This is a genomic window from Hungatella sp. SL.1.14 (assembly GCF_024460495.1).
GTDB classification, from domain to species: domain Bacteria; phylum Bacillota; class Clostridia; order Lachnospirales; family Lachnospiraceae; genus Hungatella; species Hungatella hathewayi.
On sequence record NZ_JANFYJ010000005.1, the window covers coordinates 106,456 to 131,472 of the forward strand.

Sequence of the window (25,017 nt, forward strand, 5' to 3'; positions counted from 1 at the left end):
GAGGTTTCCTTATTTATTTTATATTTGAGATTTTGATTTCTTTTTCAACAATGGCAAGGTCATTTTCAACCATGCGCCTGACCAGTTCCTGGAAAGTGATTTCGCGTTTCCAGCCTAATTTCTCTTCTGCTTTTGAAGGATCTCCAAGAAGAACTTCGACCTCAGCAGGGCGGAAAAATTCAGGATTTACAGTTACAATGGTTTTTCCGGTGGCCTTGTCGATACCGTTTTCTGTTATTCCGCTTCCATGCCATTCCACATCGATTCCTGCATAGCGGAAAGCCGTTTCTACAAATTCGCGGACGGTTCTCGTCTCATTGGTTGCTATCACATAGTCATCAGGCGTATCCTGCTGCAGCATCAGCCACATGGCTTTTACATAATCTTTGGAATGTCCCCAGTCTCGTTTGGCGTCAAGGCTTCCAAGCTCTACGTGATCCAAAATACCAAGCTTGATACGGGCTACGGCGTCTGTGATTTTTCTGGTAACAAATTCCAGGCCACGGCGCTCGCTTTCATGATTGAAGAGAATGCCGCTGCAGGCAAACATATCATAGCTTTCTCGATAGTTCTTTGTAATCCAGTGGCCGTATACTTTTGCCACGCCGTAGGGGCTTCGCGGATAGAATGGCGTCTTTTCTGTCTGCGGCATTTCCTGAACCTTACCGAACATTTCACTGGTAGAAGCCTGGTAGAAATGGGCTTCCGGTTTTACTGTGCGGATTGCCTCCAGCATATTGGTGACACCGATCGCGTCGATGTCGGCCGTAGCGATAGGCTGCTCCCAACTGGTAGCCACGAATGACTGGGCAGCCAGATTATAGACCTCATCTGCCTGAGAAATTCTCATAGCGTTGGTCAAGGAAACAACATCCGTCATGTCCGCATAGATGAAATGAATTCTGTCTTTGATATGTTCTACATTGCCGTAGTCTACGACACTCTTTCTTCTCATGAGGCCATAGACATTGTAGCCTTTTTCTAATAATAATTCTGCGAGATAGGAGCCGTCCTGTCCTGTGATTCCTGTGATTAATACGTTTTTCATGATTGCTGTTTCTCCTTGTGGTTGGTTATGATTGACTATAGTTAGCTGTGATTAGTTATAATTAGATATATTCATTTCTGTTGCATATTTTTAAGTTTTCCGTCACCTTTTTAATGTCTCCAGCGCTGTCTTTCGCGCAGATTAAAGTGGCGTCTTTTGTATCTACGACAATGGTATCTTCCATCCCAACGATGGCAATTAGCTTTTTGTCACCCTGGATAATGCAGTTGTGCGTGTTTACCGTAATGATATTACCGGCAACGGCATTGCCGAATTCATTCGTTTTCTTAATACGCTCCACCGCCAGCCAGGAACCTACATCGTCCCAACCGAATGTTCCGGGAAGTATATAGATATTATCAGCCTTCTCCATAATTCCGTAATCAATAGACTGTGACTGCATGTTGTGAAACTCTTTTTCTAAAATGGAATCCTGCTGTGGAGTACCGATTGCTTCTTTGATTTTTATCAGACTCTCATATGTATCAGGCATAAATTTCTGCATGTTTTTTAATATAGAAGAGACCTTCCAGATAAACATGCCGCTGTTCCAGAGATATTCTTCTGTGGATAAATATTCTTTGGCGACTTCGAGGCTCGGCTTTTCCACAAATCTTTCTACAGCATAGGCCTGTCCCTCTGTTCTGCGCGGGTCGAACTTTATGTAGCCGTATCCTGTCTCCGGATAATCGGGAGTGATGCCGATTGTGACAAGATTCGTATTGTTCTCTGCTACATCAGCTCCGGTCTCAAGTGTTTTTAAGAACATATTCGTAAACTTGATCAGGTGATCGGACGGTAGCACAAACATAATTGCATCATCGTATTTCTGAGCTATATGGATTGCACCCAGACCAATGCATGGGGCTGTATTGCGGCCAATCGGTTCGCAGAGGATGTTCTCTTCCGGAAGTCCGGGAATCTGCTCCAGAACCAGCTCCCGATATGCTTTGTTCGTTGCAATGAAGATATCTTCCAGCTTTACTAACGGTAAAATTCGTTCTACGGTTAACTGAATCATGGTTTTTCCATCATCAGTTAAAGATAAAAATTGTTTTGGTAAATTCTTGCGGCTCTTGGGCCAGAAACGTTCGCCTCGGCCGCCGGCCATGATTAGGGCTGTTGTTGTCATATTGATTACCTCGCTTTAATCTCTTTTTAAGATATCCCTCGTATAAACTTTTTCTTTTATATCTTCCAATTCATCATTCCATCTATTCGCGATAATTACATCAGATTCACTTTTGAATTTATCCAAATCATGAATTATTTTCGACCTGAAAAATTCCGGTTCAGACATTGACGGTTCATATATAATAACTTCTATTCCCCGGGCCTTTAAGCGTTTCATAACACCTTGAATAGAGGATTGCCTGAAATTATCAGAATCAGTCTTCATGGTCAGACGATATATGCCCACTACATGTGGGGCTTTTTCTATTATCTGTTCGGCGATAAAATCTTTTCTTGTTCTGTTTGCATCTACAATAGCCTTTATGATATTGTTTGGAACATCTGTATAATTAGCCAAAAGCTGTTTGGTATCTTTCGGAAGGCAGTAACCGCCGTAACCAAAAGAAGGGTTATTATAAAAATCGCCAATTCTCGGATCAAGAGATACACCCTGAATAATTTGCTTAGAATTTAATTTTTTTACTTCTGCATAGGTATCAAGTTCGTTAAAAAAGGCAACTCTCATAGCAAGATATGTATTGGAAAAAAGTTTAATTGCTTCGGCTTCGGTAGAATCTGTAAATAATGTAGGAATATTATCTTTCCTAGCGCCTTGTTTTAATAGTTCAGCAAAGGTTTTGGCTTTTTCTGAATGATCACCTACGATAATTCGTGATGGATAGAGGTTATCATATAAAGCTTTTCCTTCACGTAAAAATTCGGGGGAAAATACTATATTTTCTGTATGAAATTTTTCTCTCATTTGAATCGTATATCCTACAGGAATGGTTGATTTTATGACTATAGTAGCCGCTGGTGCCACCGTACATATTGTTTCAATAGTGCTTTCTACCGAACTGGTATCAAAATGATTTTTTTGGGGATCGTAATTTGTAGGCGTAGAAATAATGATATAGTCTGCTCCCTGAAATGCTTCCGCAGAGTCTAAAGTTGCCTTTAAATTTAGCTTTTTATTTTCTAAGTAATCCTCTAATTCGTTATCTTTGATAGGAGATTTTTTTAAATTGATCATTTCTACTTTTTCGGCAATAAGGTCGAACGTATATACTTCATTATGCTGTGCTAATAATACTGCGTTAGCTAAACCTACATAACCCATACCAGCTATTGTTATTTTCATTCACTTTGCTCCCCCTGTAATTCGTGTCCTTTGAAAACGTGTTTTTTTCCTGTAAAATAATTAATGACAATTACAAAAATTGTAATAAAACATTTAGTGATGAATTTATTGGTACTAAAAATTTCAACTAAAACAATTAACCCTAAATAATCTATTAACATAGTAGCGCCTCTTGCGACAAGGAATCTGCCAAACTCTTTGACTAATTCAGACATATTGGCGCATTTACTACAAAATACAAAATTTTTATTACAGATATATGCAGACAATTTAACAACAATTAAAGTAATAAAATTGGCAAATTTATAATCCAGCCCCCACAAAACCAATGCATTAAACAAGAAGATATTTAATACAGAAGTTATAATGCCAAAGATTCCGTAAAGCAGTGTTTCTTTATTCACTATCTTGTGGAATGTCTTTTTGAATCGGGAATTGATTGGCTTTGTCATAGTCTATTTTCCTCACATGATATTGTATATCCTCCAGGATTTTACGATTTGCGGCAATAATATCTGCTTGAAGACCTGCTACAATTGTTTGAAATCCAAGCAATATCAGCATACTGGCTAAAATTAAAGACTGAATATGCCCATTGCCAGTTCCCAATATGAAGTAGACGAGAAAACGAATTCCTATTAAAATGCCTATAAAAATTGGAATACTTCCAATAATTGTAAAAAAGCGAAGAGGCTTATACATCATAAAAGCACGAATAATAGTAAGCATAGATTTTTTTACATAGCCAAACATACTATTAAATAATCTGGATTTTCTTAGCTCTGGATTTGTTCTTATAGAGACAGAAGTCATAGCTATTTTGTCACGGCCTGCCTGTACAATCGTCTCCAAAGTATAGGTATACTCATTCACCACATTTAATTTCATGGCAGCCTCTCGACTATACGCGCGAAAACCGCTTGGTGCATCAGGGATATCCGTCTTTGAGGCTTTCCGCACCACCCAACTTCCAAAATGTTGTAATTTTTTCTTTAATAATGAAAAATGTTCTGTAGTATCAATGGGACGCTCTCCAATAACAATATCCGTTTTACCTTCCAGAATTGGCCTGATCAGTTTTTCAATATCATCACCACAATATTGATTATCTGCGTCAGTATTTACAATAATGTCAGCTCCATTCCGGAGACATGCATCAAGCCCGGCCATGAAACCTTTGGCCAGTCCTTTATTTCTTCTGAAATTTACAATATAATGAACCCCCCATTTTTGAGCTACTTCGATTGTATTATCTGAACTACCATCGTTAATAATCAAGTATTCAATAATATCAATGCCTGCTATATGCTTTGGCAGGGCATTCAGTGCAATTTCTAAAGTTTCTGATTCGTTATAGCAGGGAATTTGAATAATTAATTTCATAATATTTCTCCATTAACATCTTAATTATAATTAAGATTCATTGAACCTATGTATAAAGTGCCGTCTGTTATCATATCGTTAAAAGAATCACCAAAAGTAATTGTGAGGCTTTCTATGTCAAACTCGTCAGGATTATAAAATGAAAATATAGCCTCATGAGAAGCTGTGTTATCTTCACATTTCATTAATTCTCCATTAATATATAATGCGATGTCACCGTCATGCATTGCCGGTATTATATTATCTGCGAATTTTAACGTAATAAAGATACTTGTAATATTATTAATAAATAAGTTGTTATTTAAAACGTTATTTTTAATCCTTAGATAATTTTCATTCGCAAATTCTAAGTCTCCTGATGTAGTACGGTAAAGTAGATCTGTATTTACCTCATATGAATTATTTTGTGGTATTCTATCATATAGAATAACGGGACCATATTTTACTAATGGTTCTCTAGGAATTAATTTATTAGTGCAGATATAAGCATCTTTAGAAAGTGCTATTTGTTCTTGACTTACAGTATTATTTTTTATTGCCCAAAACATCATTGAATATTTGTAATTAAAATCAATAACAATATTTTCGTCTATAATTTCTAAATTCCCATTATTCTTTTCTGGAGCAGGATAATAATCTTCCCTTTTAGATATTTCTGATATGGAGTTATCCAAAATTATAGTTTCTCCGCAAATAGAATGTGTTGCAAAATAATATGGCTCAGGATAAACAAAACGCATCTCATCTCCACGTTTAAGCTGAGTTTGTACTGCCGAAATATTCATATTAATTAAAATAACACATAAAAATACGGAACATACCAAATAATAATTTATGGAAGGTTTATACAAAACAATCATAATAATTGCAATAAAACATATTAAATAGTATAAACTTTGTGGTATATTTTGAAAAAACTCAACTGTTAAAGTATTTGCTTCAATTTTTCCAATATTAGGAAAAAATACAGCTATAAGAAATATTAAAATTATTGCGATAACATTGTTGTTTAAATTTCCCTGTTTTTCGTTGCTCAAAAGGATTATCATTCCTGTTGTTATGAAAATAGGTTGAAAAAAATCTAAATATCGAGTGTAGACAGTAGCAATTCCTTTATCACAATATACCCAATAAGCATGTATGATTGTTATGCCGATATGAGCTAGAATTAATATAATAATAAAAGCAAGAACAAAGTATTGTTCTTTATTATATTCTCTATAATTGGTTAATACTTTTCTAATTATAAAATAAAATGGTAGTATTCCTGTATAAACAAAAAGAACAGCAAATTCGGCGAATGTAATGTTAATGAAACTTTTAAAATTGTTAGCATTTTGAAATACGGAAAGCATACTTAATAAATTATCTTTGCTCTGCTCTTCATATAGGCCAACATTTTTAAATATTATAAATCTAAATATAAAATAGATAAGTACCGATGTCGTAACAGTTATTAGTACTTTATGTCTTTCTAATTTAGAAAAACGATAAGAATAGTAGAGAATAAAGAATAAAATAAACAGAATCAATGTAATCATTGCTTGAGTTTTTATAATTGGCAAAAATCCAAGTATAATTCCTAAGAAAATATACTTATATAGTTTGGTCTTTTCTTTAGATAAATAGATATCTGTCATGATTGAAAACGCGAGTAAGTAAAAAACGCTTTGAGCCACTTCTGACATAACCACATATGTATAAGAAAAAAATGCAGTTGACAGACTTCCTAAAATTGTTATGACAATACTTTTTCTTTGGTTTAGGCTAAAGGTTTTACGACACAAAATATATATAATTATTACTGGCAGCGAGCTTATAAACGCATTAAATGTTAATACATTACGATATGCACCGAAAGAAGTAGACGCCATTTTATAAAAAGGAGCTATTAACAGTGAATAGCCAGGCATATGAGAATTATAAATATTATGCCAATTCAAATGTGAAATTTTATCGGCCATACCAAAATAAGATTGTTCATCTGAAAATATAAAAGGGGACACCATTGAAAAAACTATTACACTTTTGATTGCAAAAAATAGCACAAAGATTATTGAGCATATGCTAAAACTTATTAAGCACTGTTTTTTTCTATCGCTTACGTTTTTAAACATTTTTAAACCTCTATTTTGATATATTTATCAGACCATATGTATCACTTACATGTATATTAGTCTTCCTTTAAATCCCCAGATGAAGTATTCTAAGTTAGTACCAATAGCAACTTTTTAATCATGCTTATTAAGTGTTTAGTTTCTCGATTTTAAGATTAGTCACTTGTACATTTATGTCATCATTAGGAATGATTCGGAATTCAATATCTTCTGCTAATTTCGAAAGCTTAAAATTATATACAACTTTTTGTGGACTTTCAGATAAAATATTTATGTTCATTTTGGTATTGAAACTATTGCTATTGCAATCGAAAATAGCTGAATTTAGATTGCTTCCCTCAATAGTAATTTGATAGTATCCAGGTTGTAATGGAATATAAGGACCATACATAATTTTGCTTTTTGTCAATTGGCTGGTGTTTACAAAGTACTTACCATTATCTACCAGCATGTAATTCACCAAATCAATTGGTGAGGACCAGTTAAGACTTTCTAACTCATTTTCTTTCCATTCATAATCACTACTGATAGCTATAACTACGTTATCCAAAGCATAAACAGTAATGCCTTCTATATCGAGAAGTGCACAAGGTATTTTGGGGAAAATATAAATAGTATCTTTATCTATATTTCCATTTAAAAGAGATATCCATGATTTATACTTGTCCTGTTCAATTAAAGAAGAATCTCTTCTTCCTATATAAAAATCATTTAAAGTTAAATTATTGTTTTCTGCCCAATCGGCTATATCGAAAACTTCAGCCATTGTAAAATAATTTGTAAGTATTAAGTCATAATTTTGAGGTTCTGTAAAACTTGTAATAAATTTCACTTTACTAAAATTTTTACCCAATTCTTTCCATGCAGCATGTTGTAACGTAGTATTATAAGTAATTTCACCTGAATAAGCCTGTTGAGCATATTGTATAGCTGGAGAAATATCAATAATTTGTATAGACATACACATTATAAGTAAAAAATAGACTGCTTTTCTTTCGAAATTATCTATACTTAAAATGATTGCAGTAATGGATATGATATAACAAAGCGGCCAAATAAATCTTCCTGTAGCTCTAAAGATACTAAATAAATTGTACAGAGGACTAGGCAATAAAAAATTAGCCAATATTTTATCGTTAAAGGTGATTCGTGGACTTAGAGCATATATAAATAAAATTAAAAATAATGATACAAAAGATATAAAAAAGTTTTTATTAAAGTTTAACTTACCATTATTTAAACATTGGATCCCACCTAATATTAAAAGCAAAATAACCCCTAAACCCAAGTAGCCATAACCTTCGCCCTGGTCCGGGGAAACTAAAGGCATGGATTTTAAAATTAACGAATGTCCTTGAGAATTTATAAATGTATTAAGATTACTGCTAAAACTTCCTAATCCTGGTTGTACAATAGATGAATTTCCATAAAAGCCTCCCAAAATCCACATAAACAATAGAGAACAGCCTAGTGAAATTAAAATTGTAAATATTGCAATTTTAATAGTATAAAATGAACGTTTTTCAAGAAATAAATATAGAAAATTAGCACACATAATAGCAAATACCATTGGTACATAATACATATGGACACCAACACTTAGTACTAAGAGTATAGTCCACAATATAAACGGTTTTATATATCCAGTTACTTTATCTCGATATACCCAAACATTTAGGGAAGCGAGAATAAGCCAATTTGCTGCCAATGCGGAATGTATAAACATTCGTTGCAAAACTATCGGACTAATTGTTAGTATTATGCTTCCAACAGCTGAAATACAAATTTTTCGGGAATATTTGTATAATATCAAAATCGAAAAAATTGCTTGTAAAATAAAACAAAGGATTCCCCATATCCCAAAATATTGAAAGGTTTCTGGCAAAATAGGAGACAGTATTTTAAAAAAGACAGCAAATATGGGAATAGAATCAGTGTATATTACAGATATCGGAGTTAATGTTATTCCATTAATCAACCCTATGGGATAATTCCAGGGCGAATTTCTGTAAAATTTCCAACCTAAATAATGTTGATTTAAATCATTACCATTTAATAACCACGAATCATTAGTAATATGCAGAATATTAGTTCCGTATATACATATAAAAGCAAAACTTCCAATAAAGAAAGCAATTATAATCAATTTTATATATTGTTTTTGAGAATGAGTTAATTTTCCAACCAATTTTTATTCACCTATACTATTCTTGATTTGTAATGCAACTGTTTCTACTGAACATTCATTTGCTGCGTATTCGTAAGCCCTTTCTATAATTGGTTGCACATCTTCTGGTGAACATATTACTTTTTCTATTATGGAACTTAGTTCAGCGGAATCTATATCAGCAGAAACTTTTAGAACAGCGTCTGATGGTAATTCACCAAACCAACCAATATTAGTGACTATACAAAATTTTTTTAAAATCATACATTGCAAGAGTGTTGCAGAAGATTCGCCGTGGTACGGATAGCGTAAGTTGAATATAAAATCACATTCTGATATAGCCTTAAAAAAATCCATGTTACTTAGGAAACCAGTTTTATGGATATGGTCATCCAATAAATGATCTATATAATTACCCTCTCCTATCATGATATAATGAACTTTTTGACTGCTCATTAGATTATATTTTTTTATGGCATGACAACAGCATTCACATTGTTTGCTTGGAGCGATGAATCCAATGGATCCAACAATAAATTCATTACTCTTTACGTTAAATTGTTTTCGTAAATCATAATTGCTTTTTTTGACCTGTGCAGGTACACAATTAACAAGATTTATAACGGAAACATTACTATCAGGAAATAATTGTATAACTTGATTTTTGGTATAATTTGAATGAACAAATATACCTTTTGCTAACGGTAATATTTCATTATTAAGTAAAAGAGAGGATGCCAAATCCTTTTGTTGAAGTAGATCTGTACCCGGAGCATTATTTAGGCTTTCCTTAACTTTAGTAATGCCATCTGCGCCTTCTAATTCATATATTTTTTGATATAACATTCCTTTTTTTTGATAGTAACCTATTGTCAGATAATATAAACTCAAATCGTGCAAGACAATAAAACCGGGATGATTTAAAAATACATCATACATATACTCATGAGCTTCAGGATTATTACCGAAATTATAGATAAGAATGTCATATTTTTTAAAGTCTCTTTCGCTCATATCACTTTTATGAACAATTGGAAATACCTTTGATATTTCCCTATTCTCTATAAGATAATTATCAATGAAAAGTGTAATATCAAAGTATTTTTTTAATCCCCAAATAAGAATCTCACTGTATTCGCTTACACCGCTTTTTACCGGCCAGAAAGGGCTTATATATAACATTCGTCGCTTGTCCATGTACGTACTCCTACTGTAAAAGTTTATCTATTACATAATCCCAATTAATGTTTTTTTCCTGAATCAGACGGTAACCATTTTCGCCCATTTCTTTTGCTTTGATTTTATTAAGATATAATTCATCTATTTTATTTGCAAGTAGTCTGGCATTATTTTCTAGAACATATCCATTTTCATTATTTTTAACAAATTCTAAAGGGCCACCTGCATCTGTATGTACAATAACGGGTTTTTTTGAAAAAAAGCCTTCCAGTGTAATATAACCATAATCTTCATCATAAGCGCCAAAATAAACAGCTAAACAATTTCCATAATATCGAATTTTTTCTTCTTCAGAGATAAAGCCGGTCAAAGATATTTTGTTTTCCAGTTTGTACTTTTTAATATAGTCATTAATGTAAAGCAATTCACTTTTCGAACCTGTACCTGCAATTATAATTTTTGCCTCCGTTTGAATATAACGTGCAGCTTCAACTAAAAGGCGTTGACGTTTCATTGGATCAATTCTGCTTGGATAAAAAATATAATCACCATAACTTTCACAATACATCTTTTCATAGTTTAACGGTGGATGATATAAAATCTCGCTATCTATTTTGTTAAAATGTAATAGGCGGTTGGTTGTATTCTGTGAGATGGTAAAAATGGCTTTAGCTTCGGAGATATATTTATTATCATGTTCGTTAATCATTTCACGGACAAATTCTCCATCAGGCCATTTATCCATATCGCCATAGGGACTTTCCCAAAGATCATAGGCTTGTCTATGCTGATGCATTAGCCACAATACTTTATTATTATGTTTTACGTAATAAGCAGGGAATTTCATCGCTATTACCATATCGATCTTTTCTCCATTTATCTCAGATAAATCAAGCATTCTCCCCGCAAGCATACAATTTAATATAGAAGTCGAAGGATACCATTTAAAGGGAATTGTTATAATATCGGCTTGGTGACCACGGTTCTTCAGTTCATTGCATAGCATATCAGCTAAAATTTCAGCCCCGCCGCGAATAAATGGAACTTGTACCATAGCTATAGCAATTTTCATAGTTTTATCTCCATTCTTTCGTTAAAAATAGTTTTTAAATTTTTTTCAATATTATGAAATGTAAATCTTGTATCAAAATTTCTTTTCCCGTTTTTTCTAAGAAAATCTCTATATTCCAAGTTTTTTTCAATTACTGAAATAGCTGATGCGAACTTTTTAGTATCTCTATGCATAAGTATTTGATTTGAACCAAGTGTCTCTGTTACTGCCGTACTGCTTAATGCAATGATTGGAAGCTGAAAATACTGTGCCTCTACAATAGGAACACAAAACCCTTCATGTTCACTGGCACATACAAAAATATCACTTCCCAGATAATAGGATATGAGTGTTGCATCTGTAATTTCACCTATAAATTCCACATTGTTGTTTAAACCGTACCCCCTGATACACTCTTGGATTTCTTGATTATATTTAAGAAGGCTATCATCAAATTTCCCAATTATTCTTAATTTAATGTTACTACCCCAATTAATGCAATATTTGTATAGCGCATCTATTAAAAATAGATGTCCCTTGTTTGGTGCAACTCTGCCAACAAAAAGAAGATTAAGCGTTTTATTAGTTAACAAATCTTGAAGAATTGCCTCATCTGGAGCGCTTTTTCCCCAACTTTCTATCTTGTGAAATGGTGGACAAATTCCTATTTTAGATTGAGATACATTATTTAAGTCGAGGGTATTATAAACGGAAGCTGATAACCAGAAAGCATCTTTATATTTTTCCTGGAAACGCAAAGTTTGTTTACGTCCTCTGTCACATTGTAAAAAATGATGTTCGTTATAATTCTCGAAAAAGGAAGGGGGTGTTATATTGTGATAACGAAAAAGTATTTTGCATTTGCATGATTCTAATATTTTTTCACCCTGTTCCCAATACACACTATGATGATATATCACTAAATTTTCACTATCGCTTAAGTACTGTCTTAATTCTTCCTCATCAATATAAGTAACGGCAGTATTAAATTGATTTTGTGCATAACAACTACATTCAAATGTTTTGCTAAATATTTGATACATTGCTTCTATATCATTTCCAATGGCATCATGATTGGTTATGGTCTGATGCATGATAACTATTTTCATATTTTTATTTAACCTTTCACTGCAAGGACTGAATACGCCTGTTCCATATTAAAGCGGAATATAATATCCTTAATAGGATCATCCTCTTCATAGGTATAGGGAATAAAATTCAATGGATTCAACATAAGGGTTTCTTTTATATTAAGCCCAGCTTCCTTTACTGTGAATTCAAGTAATTCCTTTGGAATGGGGAAACGGTGAGTGGGATCGAGTCGAAAATAATAAGTAGCGGTTAAAATATTGAGTGGATTAGGAGTCTCCAGTATTAACATTCCACCATTACTTAAAACTCTTTTGCATTCAATAATTAACTTATATCCGTCGAAAATCGTCATATGCTCAATAACATGAAACATAGTAATTAAATCTATTGAATTATCCTCAAGACCACATAAATACTCATAGGCATTGGCCTTAATAATAGAAAAATCAGGGGAAATACTATGGGCTTTTTCAATTACTTTCAAATTAGTGTCTATACCGGTAACCTGATAGCCATTTTTTTCTAAAAGTTCAATCCATTCACATTCTCCACACCCTAAGTCTAAAATCTTCAAACTATCTTTCGAACGTGCTTGATGCCATTCAGTAATATATGGCAAATATACCGCTTCCCGTTCCATTACCTCTTCCCTTGGATCCGGCATCAGATCCCGATTATAATCAAGGTAAAATTGATCAATAAGCATTTCCTGTTTTTGAGCATTTTCCTGCTGCATTTTTTCATTTATACGTTGTTCATCAACAAAGTTTTTTAATTGTTCTGTATAATGCTCGAGTTGAGATTCCAGGTTGTTAATGACTTCATAAGAACTTACTAATTTTTTAATATCCATTTGACCGGCGTAAGATAATTGTTCTAAACTCTTAACGCTTTCTCTACATCCATTCAGATTCTGCTCTAACAGGGAAAGTGAAGTATTAATTTTTCTGAAGTATCGTGGTGCCAATATAATTGATTTGGCAAGTCTGCAAAAATAGCCCAGTACAGGGATTTTTTTTATTATCCTTTTTATTTTGGCCCAGAAATTATATTTTACTAATCCCTTTACGCGAACATACTTTATTTTTCCTTCGTCCGAATATAGTATATTATTGATTAAGTCTAACTTTGTTAATTTTCCCGAAGACAGTTCTACCAGAGCATTCTGTTTGCCATTATCATCAGGTTCCCGTCGCAAAAGGCTTCTATATAGAATATCAACAAATTCTGCACCATTATATTTCAAAAGTTCTTTACAGTTTATTGAAATATTAGAATTAAAATTAACAAACAAGGATTTTAAGGGCTCATGTACATGCTTTTTATAAATTAAATTGCCGCATAACTTTGAGTCAATCTTTTTGATCGTTTTCTTTAAAAAGTTTCCTTCACTAACAGAGGCAGTTAAATTGGCCTTAGATATATTAGATGGAATTATGGAACCTCTGTCTTCCATAGACTTAGAAACATTTTCAATATCCAGCATGATTTTCCCCAATGACACCTCTTCATATTTATTTGCAGGTATCTCCAGGGTATCGTTTTCCCGAATAAAACATTCATTTTCTTTTATTAGGGTATCTAAATCTTTTATTCTCATATTCACCTCTCGACGCAGCAAAATTCCCATGTATGTTTCAACCTGGAGATGCCAATGTCATCTATGTTGGAATAAATTTCAAAAGAACAGGCTTTCGTGAAATAATCGATTGGTAAACCCAACCCGGCCTCAATTGCAATATCAATACAATAGGAACCTGGCAATAATTCAATATGTTCAAATGTAATATTGACTTTACCGCTATGATTTATATTAAAATGTTCAAATTTTTCTACTTTTGTATTCGTTCCATAACAATGCTGACCGTCGCTTCTGTATATTCCGATACCAAAACTGACGTCATCCACTTCTTTGTATAGTTCATAGCTAATGGAGATAACTACCTTATCCCCTGTTGAAAAAACGGCTTTTTCTTTCATGGAACCATCTAAAACACGAATTGTACTAATGCGTGCATTGCCATTACCCCAGCGTTTGCTCTGTGACTCCGGTGAAAATGATTCCGAATGATTATGAGCTTCGACTTTTAAAGGATCCTGTACAGCCTGTACTTCGTTAGCTTTTTCTCGCTGCCGTTCCTCTTCAACACTGTCTTGTCGAGCCTGCCCCATAAAATCCAAATACATTGGATGTATGTCTCTCGGAATTCCAATAGCTTGTAATTTTCCTCCTAAAATCCAGATACTTCTTTCACATATTTGTTCAACTTGTCCCAGTGAATGTGATACAATCACTATGGTTGTTCCGTTAGCCTTTAATTCTCTCAACTTGTTAAAACACTTCGCTTGAAAATTCGCATCCCCCACCGCCAGTATCTCATCAATCAGCAAAATATCCGCATCGACATTAATTGCCACTGAAAATGCCAATCTCATGTACATTCCTGAGGAGTAAGTTCTGACCGGGTTATCGATGAATTGCTCCAGCTCTGAGAATGCTACAATATCATTAAAACGAGCCTCAATTTCTTTCCTCGTCAAACCAAAGATAGACGCATTAGTATAAATATTCTGACGCCCACTCATATCAGGATGAAACCCCGCGCCCAGTTCGATCAGACTGGACACGCGTCCGCACATCTCAATATTTCCTGAATCCGGATACATGATCCTGGTCAGAAGTTTTAATGTAGTGCTTTTCCCGCACCCGTTTTGACCGATCAATCCGATAGCTTCCCCTTTTTTTACTTCAAAGCTGATATCATCCAGAACAATTCGTTCTTCATATTTTCGCCGCTTGCTGAAAAGCATTTTTTCTTTTAGGGTATGACCTTTATCCATATAAACTTTAAACTTTTTGGATATATGATTAACTTCGATCGCATTTTCTGGCTTCATTACAATTCCTCCGCAAAGTGCCGTTTTAATTTTGAGAATGTCCACCAGCCAATTACAATTAAGAGTACTCCTAAGATTGTGGCTTGAAGCAACGTTTCCATTTTAGGTAGCTGTTTATAATACAAAATATCACGGTATGCAATAATAACGGGAGTCATCGGATTCAAGTTAAAAATTGGCATCAGGCCTGCAGGAACGAGCTCAACTGAGTACATGATTGGAGTTAAGAACTGCCATGCCATTGTGATGATGCCGAGCAAATATTCCAGATCGCGTACGTAAACCGTAACTGCCGAGGTAATAAGAGCCATACCTAAAGACAGCGAATACTCGATAATCATAATAATTGGCAGATAGAGCAACGCTTTAAAATTGATACCAAAACCGCTGACTATTAATGTCGCCAGAACAACCAAAAGACTAAGAAGCATATTGATAAACTGGCTTGTTACAAAAGCAATTGGAAGAACTTCCCGTGGAAAGTAAATTTTCTTAACCATATCCTGCTGCTGCCAGATGCAGCTTGAGCCGCCGGCAACCGAGGTACTGAAAAAAATCCAGGGTACCAATGCGACAAATAAGAACAGGTAAAAGTCTTCAATGTTGTTTCTCAAAATAACAGAAAATACAAGGGTATACACAGCCAACTGAAGGAGCGGATTAATAAATGTCCAGAGAAATCCAAGTACGGACCCTTTGTAGCGGCCCTTTAAATCTCTTCTTACCAGGCTGAATATCATTTCTCTGTAAGCGTATAGTTCTCTAAATGTCTGCATTTCCTGTCTCCATTTTTACTTCGTTATAAATATCCAGAAGTCTTTTTGCGGAAGCTCTCCAGCTGAACTGTTCAGCTCGTAGTTTTCCCTTTTCTTTTAGCTCCAGTCTCAATTCCGGGCTGTTAATCAACTTCTGCATGGCGTTTTTTAGTCCCTGAATATCCAGGGGGTCTGTTAAGATGGCCGCATCTCCTGTTACCTCGGGAAGTGAAGAACTATTGGAAGTAATCACCGGAGTTCCACACGCCATTGCCTCAAGAGGCGGTATGCCAAAGCCTTCATAGAGGGAAGGAAACACGAACAGAAGTGCTCCGCTAAGCAGAATAGGAGCATCATTTGCAGCAATGTATCCCGGAAAAACAACATTTTCCTGCAATCCGTATTCTTTCACTTTTTCAAAGATAGAATCATATAACCAGCCTTTTTTGCCGGCTAGAACGAGTTTTGGAACAGGTTCATGTTCCTCCTTTAAGTGCATATATGCCTCCAGAAGACTCCCGAGATTCTTTCGTGGCTCCAATGTACCTAAATAAAGGAGATAAGCTCCGGTAATACCGTATTTTTTCTTTATATTCTCGATATTCTGCGTATTATCTGCTTCGCGATATTGATCCAAATCAACACCATTGTAGACAACATGAATTTTTTCAGACGGAACAGCCAGATATTTCATAATTTCTTTTTTGCTGAACTCCGATACTGTGATAATTATATCTGCTCGCCTGCAGTATTGTTCTAAATGGCTGTCTAACCAATGCTTTGTTTTTTGAGCTACTGTATCAGGATATGCTTTATATGCCATATCATGGACAATTGTTATTTGTTTGCTTTTTACTCCCAGCGGTATTGTATAGTTAAAAAATTGGGTAATATCAGCGTTCTCTCTGAAAATGAAACGATATGGAAAAGGAATCAGCCGTTCTAAATGGTTATAGACAGACGCTGGCATCCATTTGCATTCATGCACAATACATCCTTTTTCCCGATATTGCCGGATCAACTGGTCACGTTCTGGATTTTTCCTGAAATTAAAGCAATTTAAATGATATTCATTCCCCGGCAATTGAATTAATTCATCAATCATTTTTTTTGAATTCCAGCCAATACCGGTTTTTTGTTTTTCGAACAATAATTGTGCATCAAATGCTATCCTCACGGTTATCCTCCAGGCTCAGCATAAAGTTCTTTAATGACTCAGTAAGTATCTGAGGATCATATTTTTTTAATACGTTGGCGTATATTTCGTTTTTGTCAGATTCAGGGGGCTCCGGATATGACATCATGCATTTGCACAAACGGTCAATCTGCTGCGCCTCTGAACCATTAATATCAAAGCATTCTGTTGTTCCACATAAAATTTCCCGAAAAATCGGGAGATTACTGGTGATCACCCTTTTCCCATACTTGATCGCTTCCAGAGGAGGAAGGCCAAACCCCTCTGCCTTAGATGGGAATAGAAAACAGCTGCATCCTGCGATCCATTTTTCTTTTTCTTCCTGAGATAAGTATCCCAGGTGATGAAGCATCGGATACTTGTCGGCCGCTTCGTTCATTAGTGACTGGAGCTTCTTTTCACGTATGCGGCCTCCCAGATAGAGAGGCATTGTACCGCCTTCGCTGCAATATTTTTTATAAGCTTTTATAAGTAGATTACTGCCTTTCCTTTTTTCGATGTTTCCTACATAAAGAAAGTATCCACCATCATGTGGTTCCACGTTTATGCGGCGATCAATGATCAGATAAGAAATAAAGGAACGCTTACGCACAGCTTCTGAAAAATAATGGTGTACAAAACTCCGGGTTTCATCAGAGTCAAAAAGCAGAGCATCTGCGCGATGAATTGACTGTCTGATTCCGCGTCGAAAATATAAGCAATAGAGCAGACTAAAATATTCGGGATTCGTTATCGGGAACAGGTCGTGGACCGTCAATACTATTTTCCCGGAAAATCCATGCAGCTTGATAGGTATAAGATTGTTTGGTTCCCAGAAAATATCAGGCTGTTCTTTGATTAAGTAGTTTTTTATAAATTTAAAATATGCGTAAACACCTGCGCTTCGGTATACCCTTTTTCCATAGCAGATAACAGGAACTTTTTGCTGCTGCAGATAATGGATCTGCTCACTCTCTGCCACATCAGTGATCAGCTTTATATGAAGCTTTTCTGCATGAACCAGACCTTTTAAAAAGTCATATAAATAAAATCCGATTCCGCTGGGCTGGCTTCCCATAGTCCTCGCATCAACAACTATTTCTATCACAGTATTATCCTCGTTTTGCACGTAATGTTTTGAAAAAATCGGCTGCGACTGCCGTTTTTTATGAGAGATAAATGGGTTCTAATAATCGCGCTTATGCGAACTAAACCTTCGGATAGTATACCACCTTATCTCATATTAATCAACTTTTTAAACAAAATGCGACATTTTCCTTCTTACATTTCTTCCATTAACCACCATTCACTCTTAAATTAATCCTTTAAACTAGCCGCCGCTGCTTCCTCTCTTGCTGATTGTTCAGCCGGGCTTTCCTTTACTCCCTCTGTGCTTTCTTTCAAAAGCATAATCTTAGGTGTCATAAGAATCAATTTAAGATCCAGGAAAACGGAATACTTCCTTATATAAGTAAGATCCAGCTTCAGCTTATCATACGCGGTCGTATTATACTTCCCGTAAACCTGCGCATAACCGGTTAAGCCGGCCTTGACTTTAAGGCGATAGGAAAACTCAGGAATCTCCTTCTCAATCTCAGCTGCAAGTTCCGGACGTTCTGGACGCGGACCTACAACTGACATTTCCCCCTTCAGTATATTGATCAACTGGGGAAGCTCATCTAATCTGGTCATTCTTAAAAAACGTCCCACTGGGAGAATCCTGTTATCAGATTCTGATGCCAGCCTTGCGACTCCATCTTCCTCTGCATTTTGAACCATTGTTCGGAATTTATATATCTCGAATACCTTTCCATCTTTGGTCAAACGCAGCTGTTTATAAAACACAGGGCCTCTGTCCGAGCATTTAATCATGATCGATATAATTGCCCAAAATGGCGATGTTACAATCAATCCCAGCGCTGAAAAAAGTATGTCTATCAGTCTTTTGAAAAACTTCTGTTCAACCTTTAAGTCCTCATTTCTGGAAAGATATAACGGCGAATCAAATATATTAAGCTCCACCGATGAGCTCAAAAGAATATCCGATATTTTAGGGACTGTATAACTTCTTATCGATGCACCAAAACATTCCTTCATCAAACAGTTTCTTTCATGCGATGGAACATCTCCTATAATTACTGCATCGTAATCTCCTGCCATCTCCATAATCCGCCTGATGCCAATCCGGATATGCACAGCCCCACAGATCTGGTACTTGTCTTCCCTTGAATTAATCTTTTCCTGTAAATGAAATGCCGGAATATCTCCGTATACCAACAGCATACGCTTTCTCGGAAACATTTTCTCATATACTGCCTGGAAAATAAATGCCCATAAAACAATTAATACAACGTCAGTCAAAGTCATGAGAAACATTACGCCGACCGGTGGAAATCCCAAGGCAAGTAACGCGATCTGCAGGTAAGTAATAATGTTAACAAAGAGAATCGACAGAATTTGTGAATAGATCACATTACCAGTCTTATAAAACCCGATCTTCAAACCTCCATAGGTTTTTAAGAAGAATAGTAATAAAATTCCGTATACCGCTACCATCAACCAGTTTCCCCGCCTGAAAAAGGGGGCCATGATAAGATTATTATAATAGCGATGCCATACAATCCAATAAGCACTAACTTCCAACAGTACAATCACAGAGGATGAAAATAATTTTATCAGCCTTTTATATTGCTCGTAATTTCTCATTTTCCTTTATCCTTACTTCCAGACTGTCTGTAACGTTCTCTAATGCCCAATTCACCCAGCATCAGAAACATCCACATGACCGGAGTTGCAATTGGTAAATTCAAATTAACAAATGCCTGTGTACTATAACACAGCACTGCAAAAAAAGCCGCTACAATATACTGATTTTTTCCAGCTTTACGAATAACTCGAACTACAAAAGAACTTATAAAAACAAGATACGCCATTAATCCTGTAATTCCTACTGTAATAAGATAATGCAGATACTCATTATGGGCATTATCAAAAATTTGGCCATAAATATTTCCCTTTGTCTTATCCAACAAAACAATTCCAAAGGTATCAGGCCCAAAGCCAAATATCTTTTTCATTACTGGAAATTGTTCAAAGCATTCCATAGCATTTCGCCAGATATAGCCTCTGTGAGTCCCCCAGTCATCATTAAACAACAGGTAACCACCAATGGCTCCATATCGTTCCGTATTCCCCTGGATATTCACATCATATAAGGCATATCCAATTCCTAAAATACAGATAACCAATATCGCCAGCCAGATAATTCGCAAAGCGCCATAGCCGGTTAACTTTTTCCCATTCTCTTCGGAATCTCCGCCACGTATCTCCACATCCCGGCTCTTCTTTTTTGCATATAAATAATCTAACCCATAAACAACGGCGCAAATAATCCAAAGAGCTGTTACAATCAATAATAATCCGTCGTATTTAACTATTATATTAAAAGCACTGTCGATTCCCAGTACTTTATCTCCCATTCCAGTATTAATCCAGTCGATGCATTGGATTACCGAAAAAAATGCAGTAAGAATTAATAAATAGGATTTTACTCCTTTCTTATTCTTAAATAAATACAGCGGAAGGAATCCAAACAAAGCTGCTAATGATAAATAGGCGTTATCACTGATGCCCATCACCAGTGCAAAAAAACTGATCACAAGACTGACAAAATAAAAGCTCTGTTTTTTCCATTTATCTTCAACTGCAAATAATACTGCCGATACTGCGGTCACCATCCCTACCAGTGCAGTATATGTATTAATGTTACCGATCGTTGAGGTAAACATAAATTTCTGTTCTTCCAGCATGCCCACCTTAAAATGTAAAAGATCCATCTTAAAGTAATCTGTAATCCCGAATATGCAAACCAGCATATTTGCAATTAAAAAGGCATCTAAATACCATCTTTTTAATTTTCCGAATCTGGTAACACAAAAATATGCCACACCATACAAACAGAGTAAGAAGAGCCCTGAAAACCGCCCTTCATTCCCCCAAAAAGATTCATATACGTAATCGGAACTTATCGTTGAGATACCCGCGATGATTAGAAAGACCAGCAGTGCGACATCCGTAACAGAAAATTTCTTTATCAAGTCGTTCCACTTAAAAGATGTAATATACTTTTCCAGCTTATTGTGTTCTATACAGCCCGCAAAAATAACAGCTATAACTAATAGTATCACTGAACCAATATAAAAATAATATTTTGCCTGTAATATATTATAATATTTATCCATTACAAAAAGTGGAAACAAACATAATATTAAGAACGTAAAAATATCTATTATATGTGATAAAAGTGCCGAATCACTTTTACTATTCTTACTTTTATTAATTTTCACTGACGACATAATTATCCTCTCCAAACTGCATATTACCACAACACATCAATTTATGGTTTACTGATTTACTTTTATTACACAGTATAACATTTTAACTCAGATACCGCAACCGCTTCCCTCATGAAAAAGCTGGGATATTATTTAAGATTTTATGAATTTTTGCAACTTTTATTCCCAGTATTTCAACGCATTTCCGCCCCTTCCAATACTGCCCATAATTTCCCTTATAGGAAGTATAATTACCTCGTAATGCAATTAGGAATTTCAAAAAGTATTTCAAAAAGAAAAAGGAGAGTGCATTAATTATGAGAAAGCAGACAAAAATAGTTGCAGTATTATCTGCAGCAGCTCTGTTAGCTATCGGTGCCTCCATGACCTCCTTCGCGGCTCAGGGCTGGCAGGAAGAGAACGGTACATGGGTTTATTATGACAAGGATGGTTATCAGGTAAGTGATCAGTGGCAGAAATCAGGTAACAACTGGTTCTATTTAAACAGTGATGGAGAAATGACTACTGACGCGATCGTTGAAGATGATGATTACACCTATTACGTAGATGCCAACGGCGCTATGGTAACAAATCAGTGGATTCAGGTAGAAAATGAAGACAGCTACGGTGATGACGATCCTGACTACTTCTGGTATTACTTCCAGAGTAATGGTAAAGCATATAAAGCTCCGACCAGTGGAAAAACTTCTTTCAAAAATATCAATGGCAAGAAATATGCTTTTGACAGCGAAGGCAAGATGCTCTACGGTTGGGTAAATGAAAGTTCAGAGCGCCAGACAGGTGATGATGCTTGGACTAATGGCCTTTACTTCTGTGGCGATGAAAATGATGGTGCACAGGCAAACGGTTGGGCGCTGATCGATGTTGTAGATGACACTCAGGATGATCCTGATCAGAGCTACTACTTCTACTTTGATGCAAGCAATGGCAAGAAGGTTAAGGCTTCTGATGCTAGTGAATTAAAGAGCAAGACCATCAATGGATTAAAGTATGCCTTTAATGAATATGGTAAAATGGTATCTGAGTGGGCAATGCCAAAGGCAACTGCTGATCAGGCTTCCATTAGCAGTTATCATTATTTCAACCTGTCAGATCAGGGCTGGAGAGCTAAAGGTTGGTTTAATGTTGTTCCGGAAGAAGATGTAAATGAAAGTGCATATAACGATGACAGTGCAAAATGGTTCTATGCTGAGAGTGATGGCGATTTAGTCAAATCTGAAATCAAAACTATCTCTAGCAAGAAGTATGCATTTAATAACAAGGGTGAGATGCTTAGCGGTGTTCAGGCATTAGCTATGTCATCAAGCAGTAAAATTGTTGGAAATAAGGCTATTGATGATGCTGATTTAGTTGATGCATTAAAGGCTGGCACTTTATCATTCGAAGGCTATAATGGCAATACTTATACAATCGGATCAGATGTATATGTTTACTACTTCGGCGCTGGTAGCGACGGTGCTATGAAGATTGGTAATCAGAATGTTGATGTTGATGGTGACACATATGCATTCTCATTTGGGAAAACAGGTTCTAACAAGGGCCGTGGCTTAAGTGAAGCTGATGACGTTCTTTATGTAAATGGTCTTAGAATTAAAGCCGATTCTGATATGAGATACCAGGCGTTTAAGAATGGAACAGCTGTAGAAGATCCAACAACTATTATCGATGATCAGAATGCTTACTTAGTAAATACATCCGGATCTATCATGAAGAATAAGAAAAATCTGAAAGATACAGACGACGGATACTACTGCACAGATTCTAAGGGACATGTAACTGGTTATAGCGAAACCAAGTGCGGAACGAAGAAAGACGACGGTACCGTTTATACTTGTAGTAATCCAAAACACAAATAATTTCTTTATTAATAAGATTTAGAAATTCTAATTGCCAAAAAGAGGCTATCGTATAATAAATTCGATAGCCTCTTTAATATGTCGCATTATCTTATAATCCATCCGGAGTTGTCGTTTCCATGGCCATAGAACCATCATTCTGAAAATAATACCATCTATTATCCCTATCCTGGAACCAGCCAGTTCTCATTGATCCATCCTGATTGAAATAGTACCACTTATCTGCCGTAAATGACCACCCTGTTACCATAGAACCATCAGGGCGTAATAAATACCATATATTGTTTATTTGGGCCCAGCCAGTGACCATATTACCTGTAGAATCTATATAATACCAGATACCCGTTGGGTCCCATAACCAGCCTGTTTTGACGCGTCCATCCGGTCCCAGATACTGCCACATTCCATTATCACTCTGTCGCCAGCCAATATCATTGCTTCCAATAGTATTATACTCGTTAGATGTAAAGGTACTATCTATGCCAGGGCCACTGTTTGTATTACTGCTATTACTGCTTCCGCTCGAATTACCTCCGCCAGAACTGCTTCCCCCTCCGCCAGAATTACTGCTATTGTTGTATGATTCGGGCGTTATTTTATATACTAATGGCAGTGGGGAGATTCTTCCTCCCATTCGGCAACCATCCTTAAATTCGAACACCAAGTCAGATAACAGATAGCTCCCATTATAAGCACTTGGATTCTGTTTAGCCTTTTCCTTTATATCATCAAAAACAGATTGCTTCATCTGTATATACAAGGTTACCTTTTTATTTCCATCAATAATATTCTGTTCAAACGTATGATCTGAAAATTCAAAATTTCCAACCTCATTTAATAAAATACGTCCAAGCGAGTCGTTATTTATTTCTACTCCCATATCATTAGGCACATTGCTTGTATCTAAAATATACGGATTAAAAGTAATTGTCATTACTGGGGGAACTGAGTTTCTGAGATTTATGCTGCCGATGTTTTTATAAAAGCTACCGTCTATTCGAATCTTTGTTCCTGAATATCGATCAATATTATTAGTATAATGTTCATCATACAATCCATCGATGCAATAAGTTACATTAATTTGTCCTAATATTTCATTTTCTGATAAAATGTTAATGTACCCACTATCATACGGTAGTTGATTTAATGTATCCAGATTCTTGTCTATAAATGCAACCTGAATATCGGCTTGTCTTTCTGGCTCTAGTATGTCAAAAGATTCGGGGGTGATTGATAATTTTTCAGTCAAATTATCTGATACTTCAAAATGAATATTAGTTTTAGGAGTGTCTGATTGGGCTAATTCAATAGTTACATTGATTGGTTGAGGTAGGCTATAAGTATTATCAAGTTCATGATGGAGGTCAAAGACTATATTCGCCGATGATATACTAATAAGAGTATTTTTAGACTTGTCAATATCTCTTTGCTTTGATGCATTGCTATCACTAGCCATAGTCGGAACATCGTTATCTTTAATTGAAGTCAGTAAGGTCTCTCCTTTTGCTGGAAATATATTAAAAACTCCTGTCAGTACAAGAATAGCAAGTATTAGAGTCAGTTGATAGTATACTTTTTTCATACAATCTCCTTTAACTTTTAAAAGCGGACGAATAATAATCTTCGTC

General features: G+C 35.5%; 19 protein-coding genes. 1 reads left to right on the forward strand and 18 read right to left on the reverse strand.

The features are described 5' to 3' along the window. Positions 1 to 13: 13 nt before the first annotated feature. The 17 genes from gmd to NE473_RS07390 all read right to left on the reverse strand — a co-directional run bounded on the left by gmd (position 14) and on the right by NE473_RS07390 (position 21,533). On the reverse strand, positions 14 to 1,048 hold the full coding sequence (gene gmd, locus NE473_RS07310) for a GDP-mannose 4,6-dehydratase (RefSeq protein ID WP_055651198.1): 1,035 nt from the start codon (positions 1,046 to 1,048) through the stop codon (positions 14 to 16). A gap of 61 nt (positions 1,049 to 1,109) precedes the next feature. After that, a complete protein-coding gene (locus NE473_RS07315) occupies positions 1,110 to 2,180 on the reverse strand; it encodes a mannose-1-phosphate guanylyltransferase (RefSeq protein WP_055651197.1) in 1,071 nt (356 codons plus the stop codon). 15 nt (positions 2,181 to 2,195) lie between these two features. Further along, a complete protein-coding gene (locus tag NE473_RS07320; RefSeq protein WP_055651196.1) occupies positions 2,196 to 3,362 on the reverse strand; it encodes a nucleotide sugar dehydrogenase in 1,167 nt (388 codons plus the stop codon). Next, on the reverse strand, positions 3,359 to 3,814 hold the full coding sequence (locus tag NE473_RS07325; protein ID WP_055651195.1) for a GtrA family protein: 456 nt from the start codon (positions 3,812 to 3,814) through the stop codon (positions 3,359 to 3,361). The genes NE473_RS07320 and NE473_RS07325 overlap by 4 nt, the downstream gene beginning before the upstream one ends. Further along, entirely contained in the window at positions 3,759 to 4,745 is a 987-nt protein-coding gene (locus NE473_RS07330) for a glycosyltransferase family 2 protein (RefSeq protein WP_055651194.1), read from the reverse strand. The genes NE473_RS07325 and NE473_RS07330 overlap by 56 nt, the downstream gene beginning before the upstream one ends. A gap of 20 nt (positions 4,746 to 4,765) precedes the next feature. Next, positions 4,766 to 6,862 (reverse strand): glycosyltransferase family protein, encoded by a 2,097-nt coding sequence (locus tag NE473_RS07335; protein WP_155560762.1) that lies wholly within the window; start codon positions 6,860 to 6,862, stop codon positions 4,766 to 4,768. A 127-nt stretch (positions 6,863 to 6,989) separates the two neighbouring features. Further along, positions 6,990 to 9,050, reverse strand: a complete 2,061-nt coding sequence (locus tag NE473_RS07340) for a DUF6311 domain-containing protein (RefSeq protein WP_055651192.1) — start codon at positions 9,048 to 9,050, stop codon at positions 6,990 to 6,992. Between the two features lie 3 nt (positions 9,051 to 9,053). Next, on the reverse strand, positions 9,054 to 10,226 hold the full coding sequence (locus tag NE473_RS07345) for a glycosyltransferase family protein (RefSeq protein ID WP_055651191.1): 1,173 nt from the start codon (positions 10,224 to 10,226) through the stop codon (positions 9,054 to 9,056). Positions 10,227 to 10,236: 10 nt separating this feature from the next. Then, positions 10,237 to 11,280, reverse strand: coding sequence for a glycosyltransferase family 4 protein (locus NE473_RS07350; protein ID WP_055651190.1), 1,044 nt, complete (start codon positions 11,278 to 11,280; stop codon positions 10,237 to 10,239). Next, entirely contained in the window at positions 11,277 to 12,368 is a 1,092-nt protein-coding gene (locus NE473_RS07355) for a glycosyltransferase family 4 protein (protein WP_055651189.1), read from the reverse strand. The genes NE473_RS07350 and NE473_RS07355 overlap by 4 nt, the downstream gene beginning before the upstream one ends. An 8-nt stretch (positions 12,369 to 12,376) precedes the next feature. Continuing rightward, a complete protein-coding gene (locus NE473_RS07360; RefSeq protein ID WP_055651188.1) occupies positions 12,377 to 13,951 on the reverse strand; it encodes a methyltransferase domain-containing protein in 1,575 nt (524 codons plus the stop codon). A 2-nt stretch (positions 13,952 to 13,953) separates the two neighbouring features. After that, positions 13,954 to 15,249, reverse strand: coding sequence for an ABC transporter ATP-binding protein (locus NE473_RS07365; RefSeq protein WP_055651187.1), 1,296 nt, complete (start codon positions 15,247 to 15,249; stop codon positions 13,954 to 13,956). After that, positions 15,249 to 16,025: an ABC transporter permease gene (locus tag NE473_RS07370; protein WP_055651186.1), complete on the reverse strand. Its 777-nt coding sequence runs from the start codon at positions 16,023 to 16,025 to the stop codon at positions 15,249 to 15,251. Before NE473_RS07370 ends, NE473_RS07365 begins: the two co-directional genes overlap by 1 nt. Further along, entirely contained in the window at positions 16,012 to 17,181 is a 1,170-nt protein-coding gene (locus NE473_RS07375; RefSeq protein WP_055651185.1) for a glycosyltransferase family 4 protein, read from the reverse strand. Before NE473_RS07375 ends, NE473_RS07370 begins: the two co-directional genes overlap by 14 nt. After that, complete coding sequence (locus NE473_RS07380; protein ID WP_196411661.1) at positions 17,165 to 18,160, reverse strand: glycosyltransferase family 4 protein; 996 nt, start codon at positions 18,158 to 18,160, stop codon at positions 17,165 to 17,167. The genes NE473_RS07375 and NE473_RS07380 overlap by 17 nt, the downstream gene beginning before the upstream one ends. Positions 18,161 to 18,495: 335 nt before the next feature. Beyond that, entirely contained in the window at positions 18,496 to 19,884 is a 1,389-nt protein-coding gene (locus tag NE473_RS07385; protein ID WP_055652407.1) for an exopolysaccharide biosynthesis polyprenyl glycosylphosphotransferase, read from the reverse strand. Beyond that, on the reverse strand, positions 19,881 to 21,533 hold the full coding sequence (locus tag NE473_RS07390) for an O-antigen ligase family protein (protein ID WP_055652406.1): 1,653 nt from the start codon (positions 21,531 to 21,533) through the stop codon (positions 19,881 to 19,883). Before NE473_RS07390 ends, NE473_RS07385 begins: the two co-directional genes overlap by 4 nt. Before the next feature lie 296 nt (positions 21,534 to 21,829). Between NE473_RS07390 and NE473_RS07395 the strand changes: the two genes are divergently transcribed. Continuing rightward, positions 21,830 to 23,389: a hypothetical protein gene (locus NE473_RS07395; RefSeq protein ID WP_256265190.1), complete on the forward strand. Its 1,560-nt coding sequence runs from the start codon at positions 21,830 to 21,832 to the stop codon at positions 23,387 to 23,389. A 91-nt stretch (positions 23,390 to 23,480) separates the two neighbouring features. Here NE473_RS07395 and NE473_RS07400 read toward each other — a convergent pair whose 3' ends face one another. After that, positions 23,481 to 24,971: an N-acetylmuramoyl-L-alanine amidase family protein gene (locus NE473_RS07400; RefSeq protein WP_055652488.1), complete on the reverse strand. Its 1,491-nt coding sequence runs from the start codon at positions 24,969 to 24,971 to the stop codon at positions 23,481 to 23,483. Positions 24,972 to 25,017: the final 46 nt, after the last annotated feature.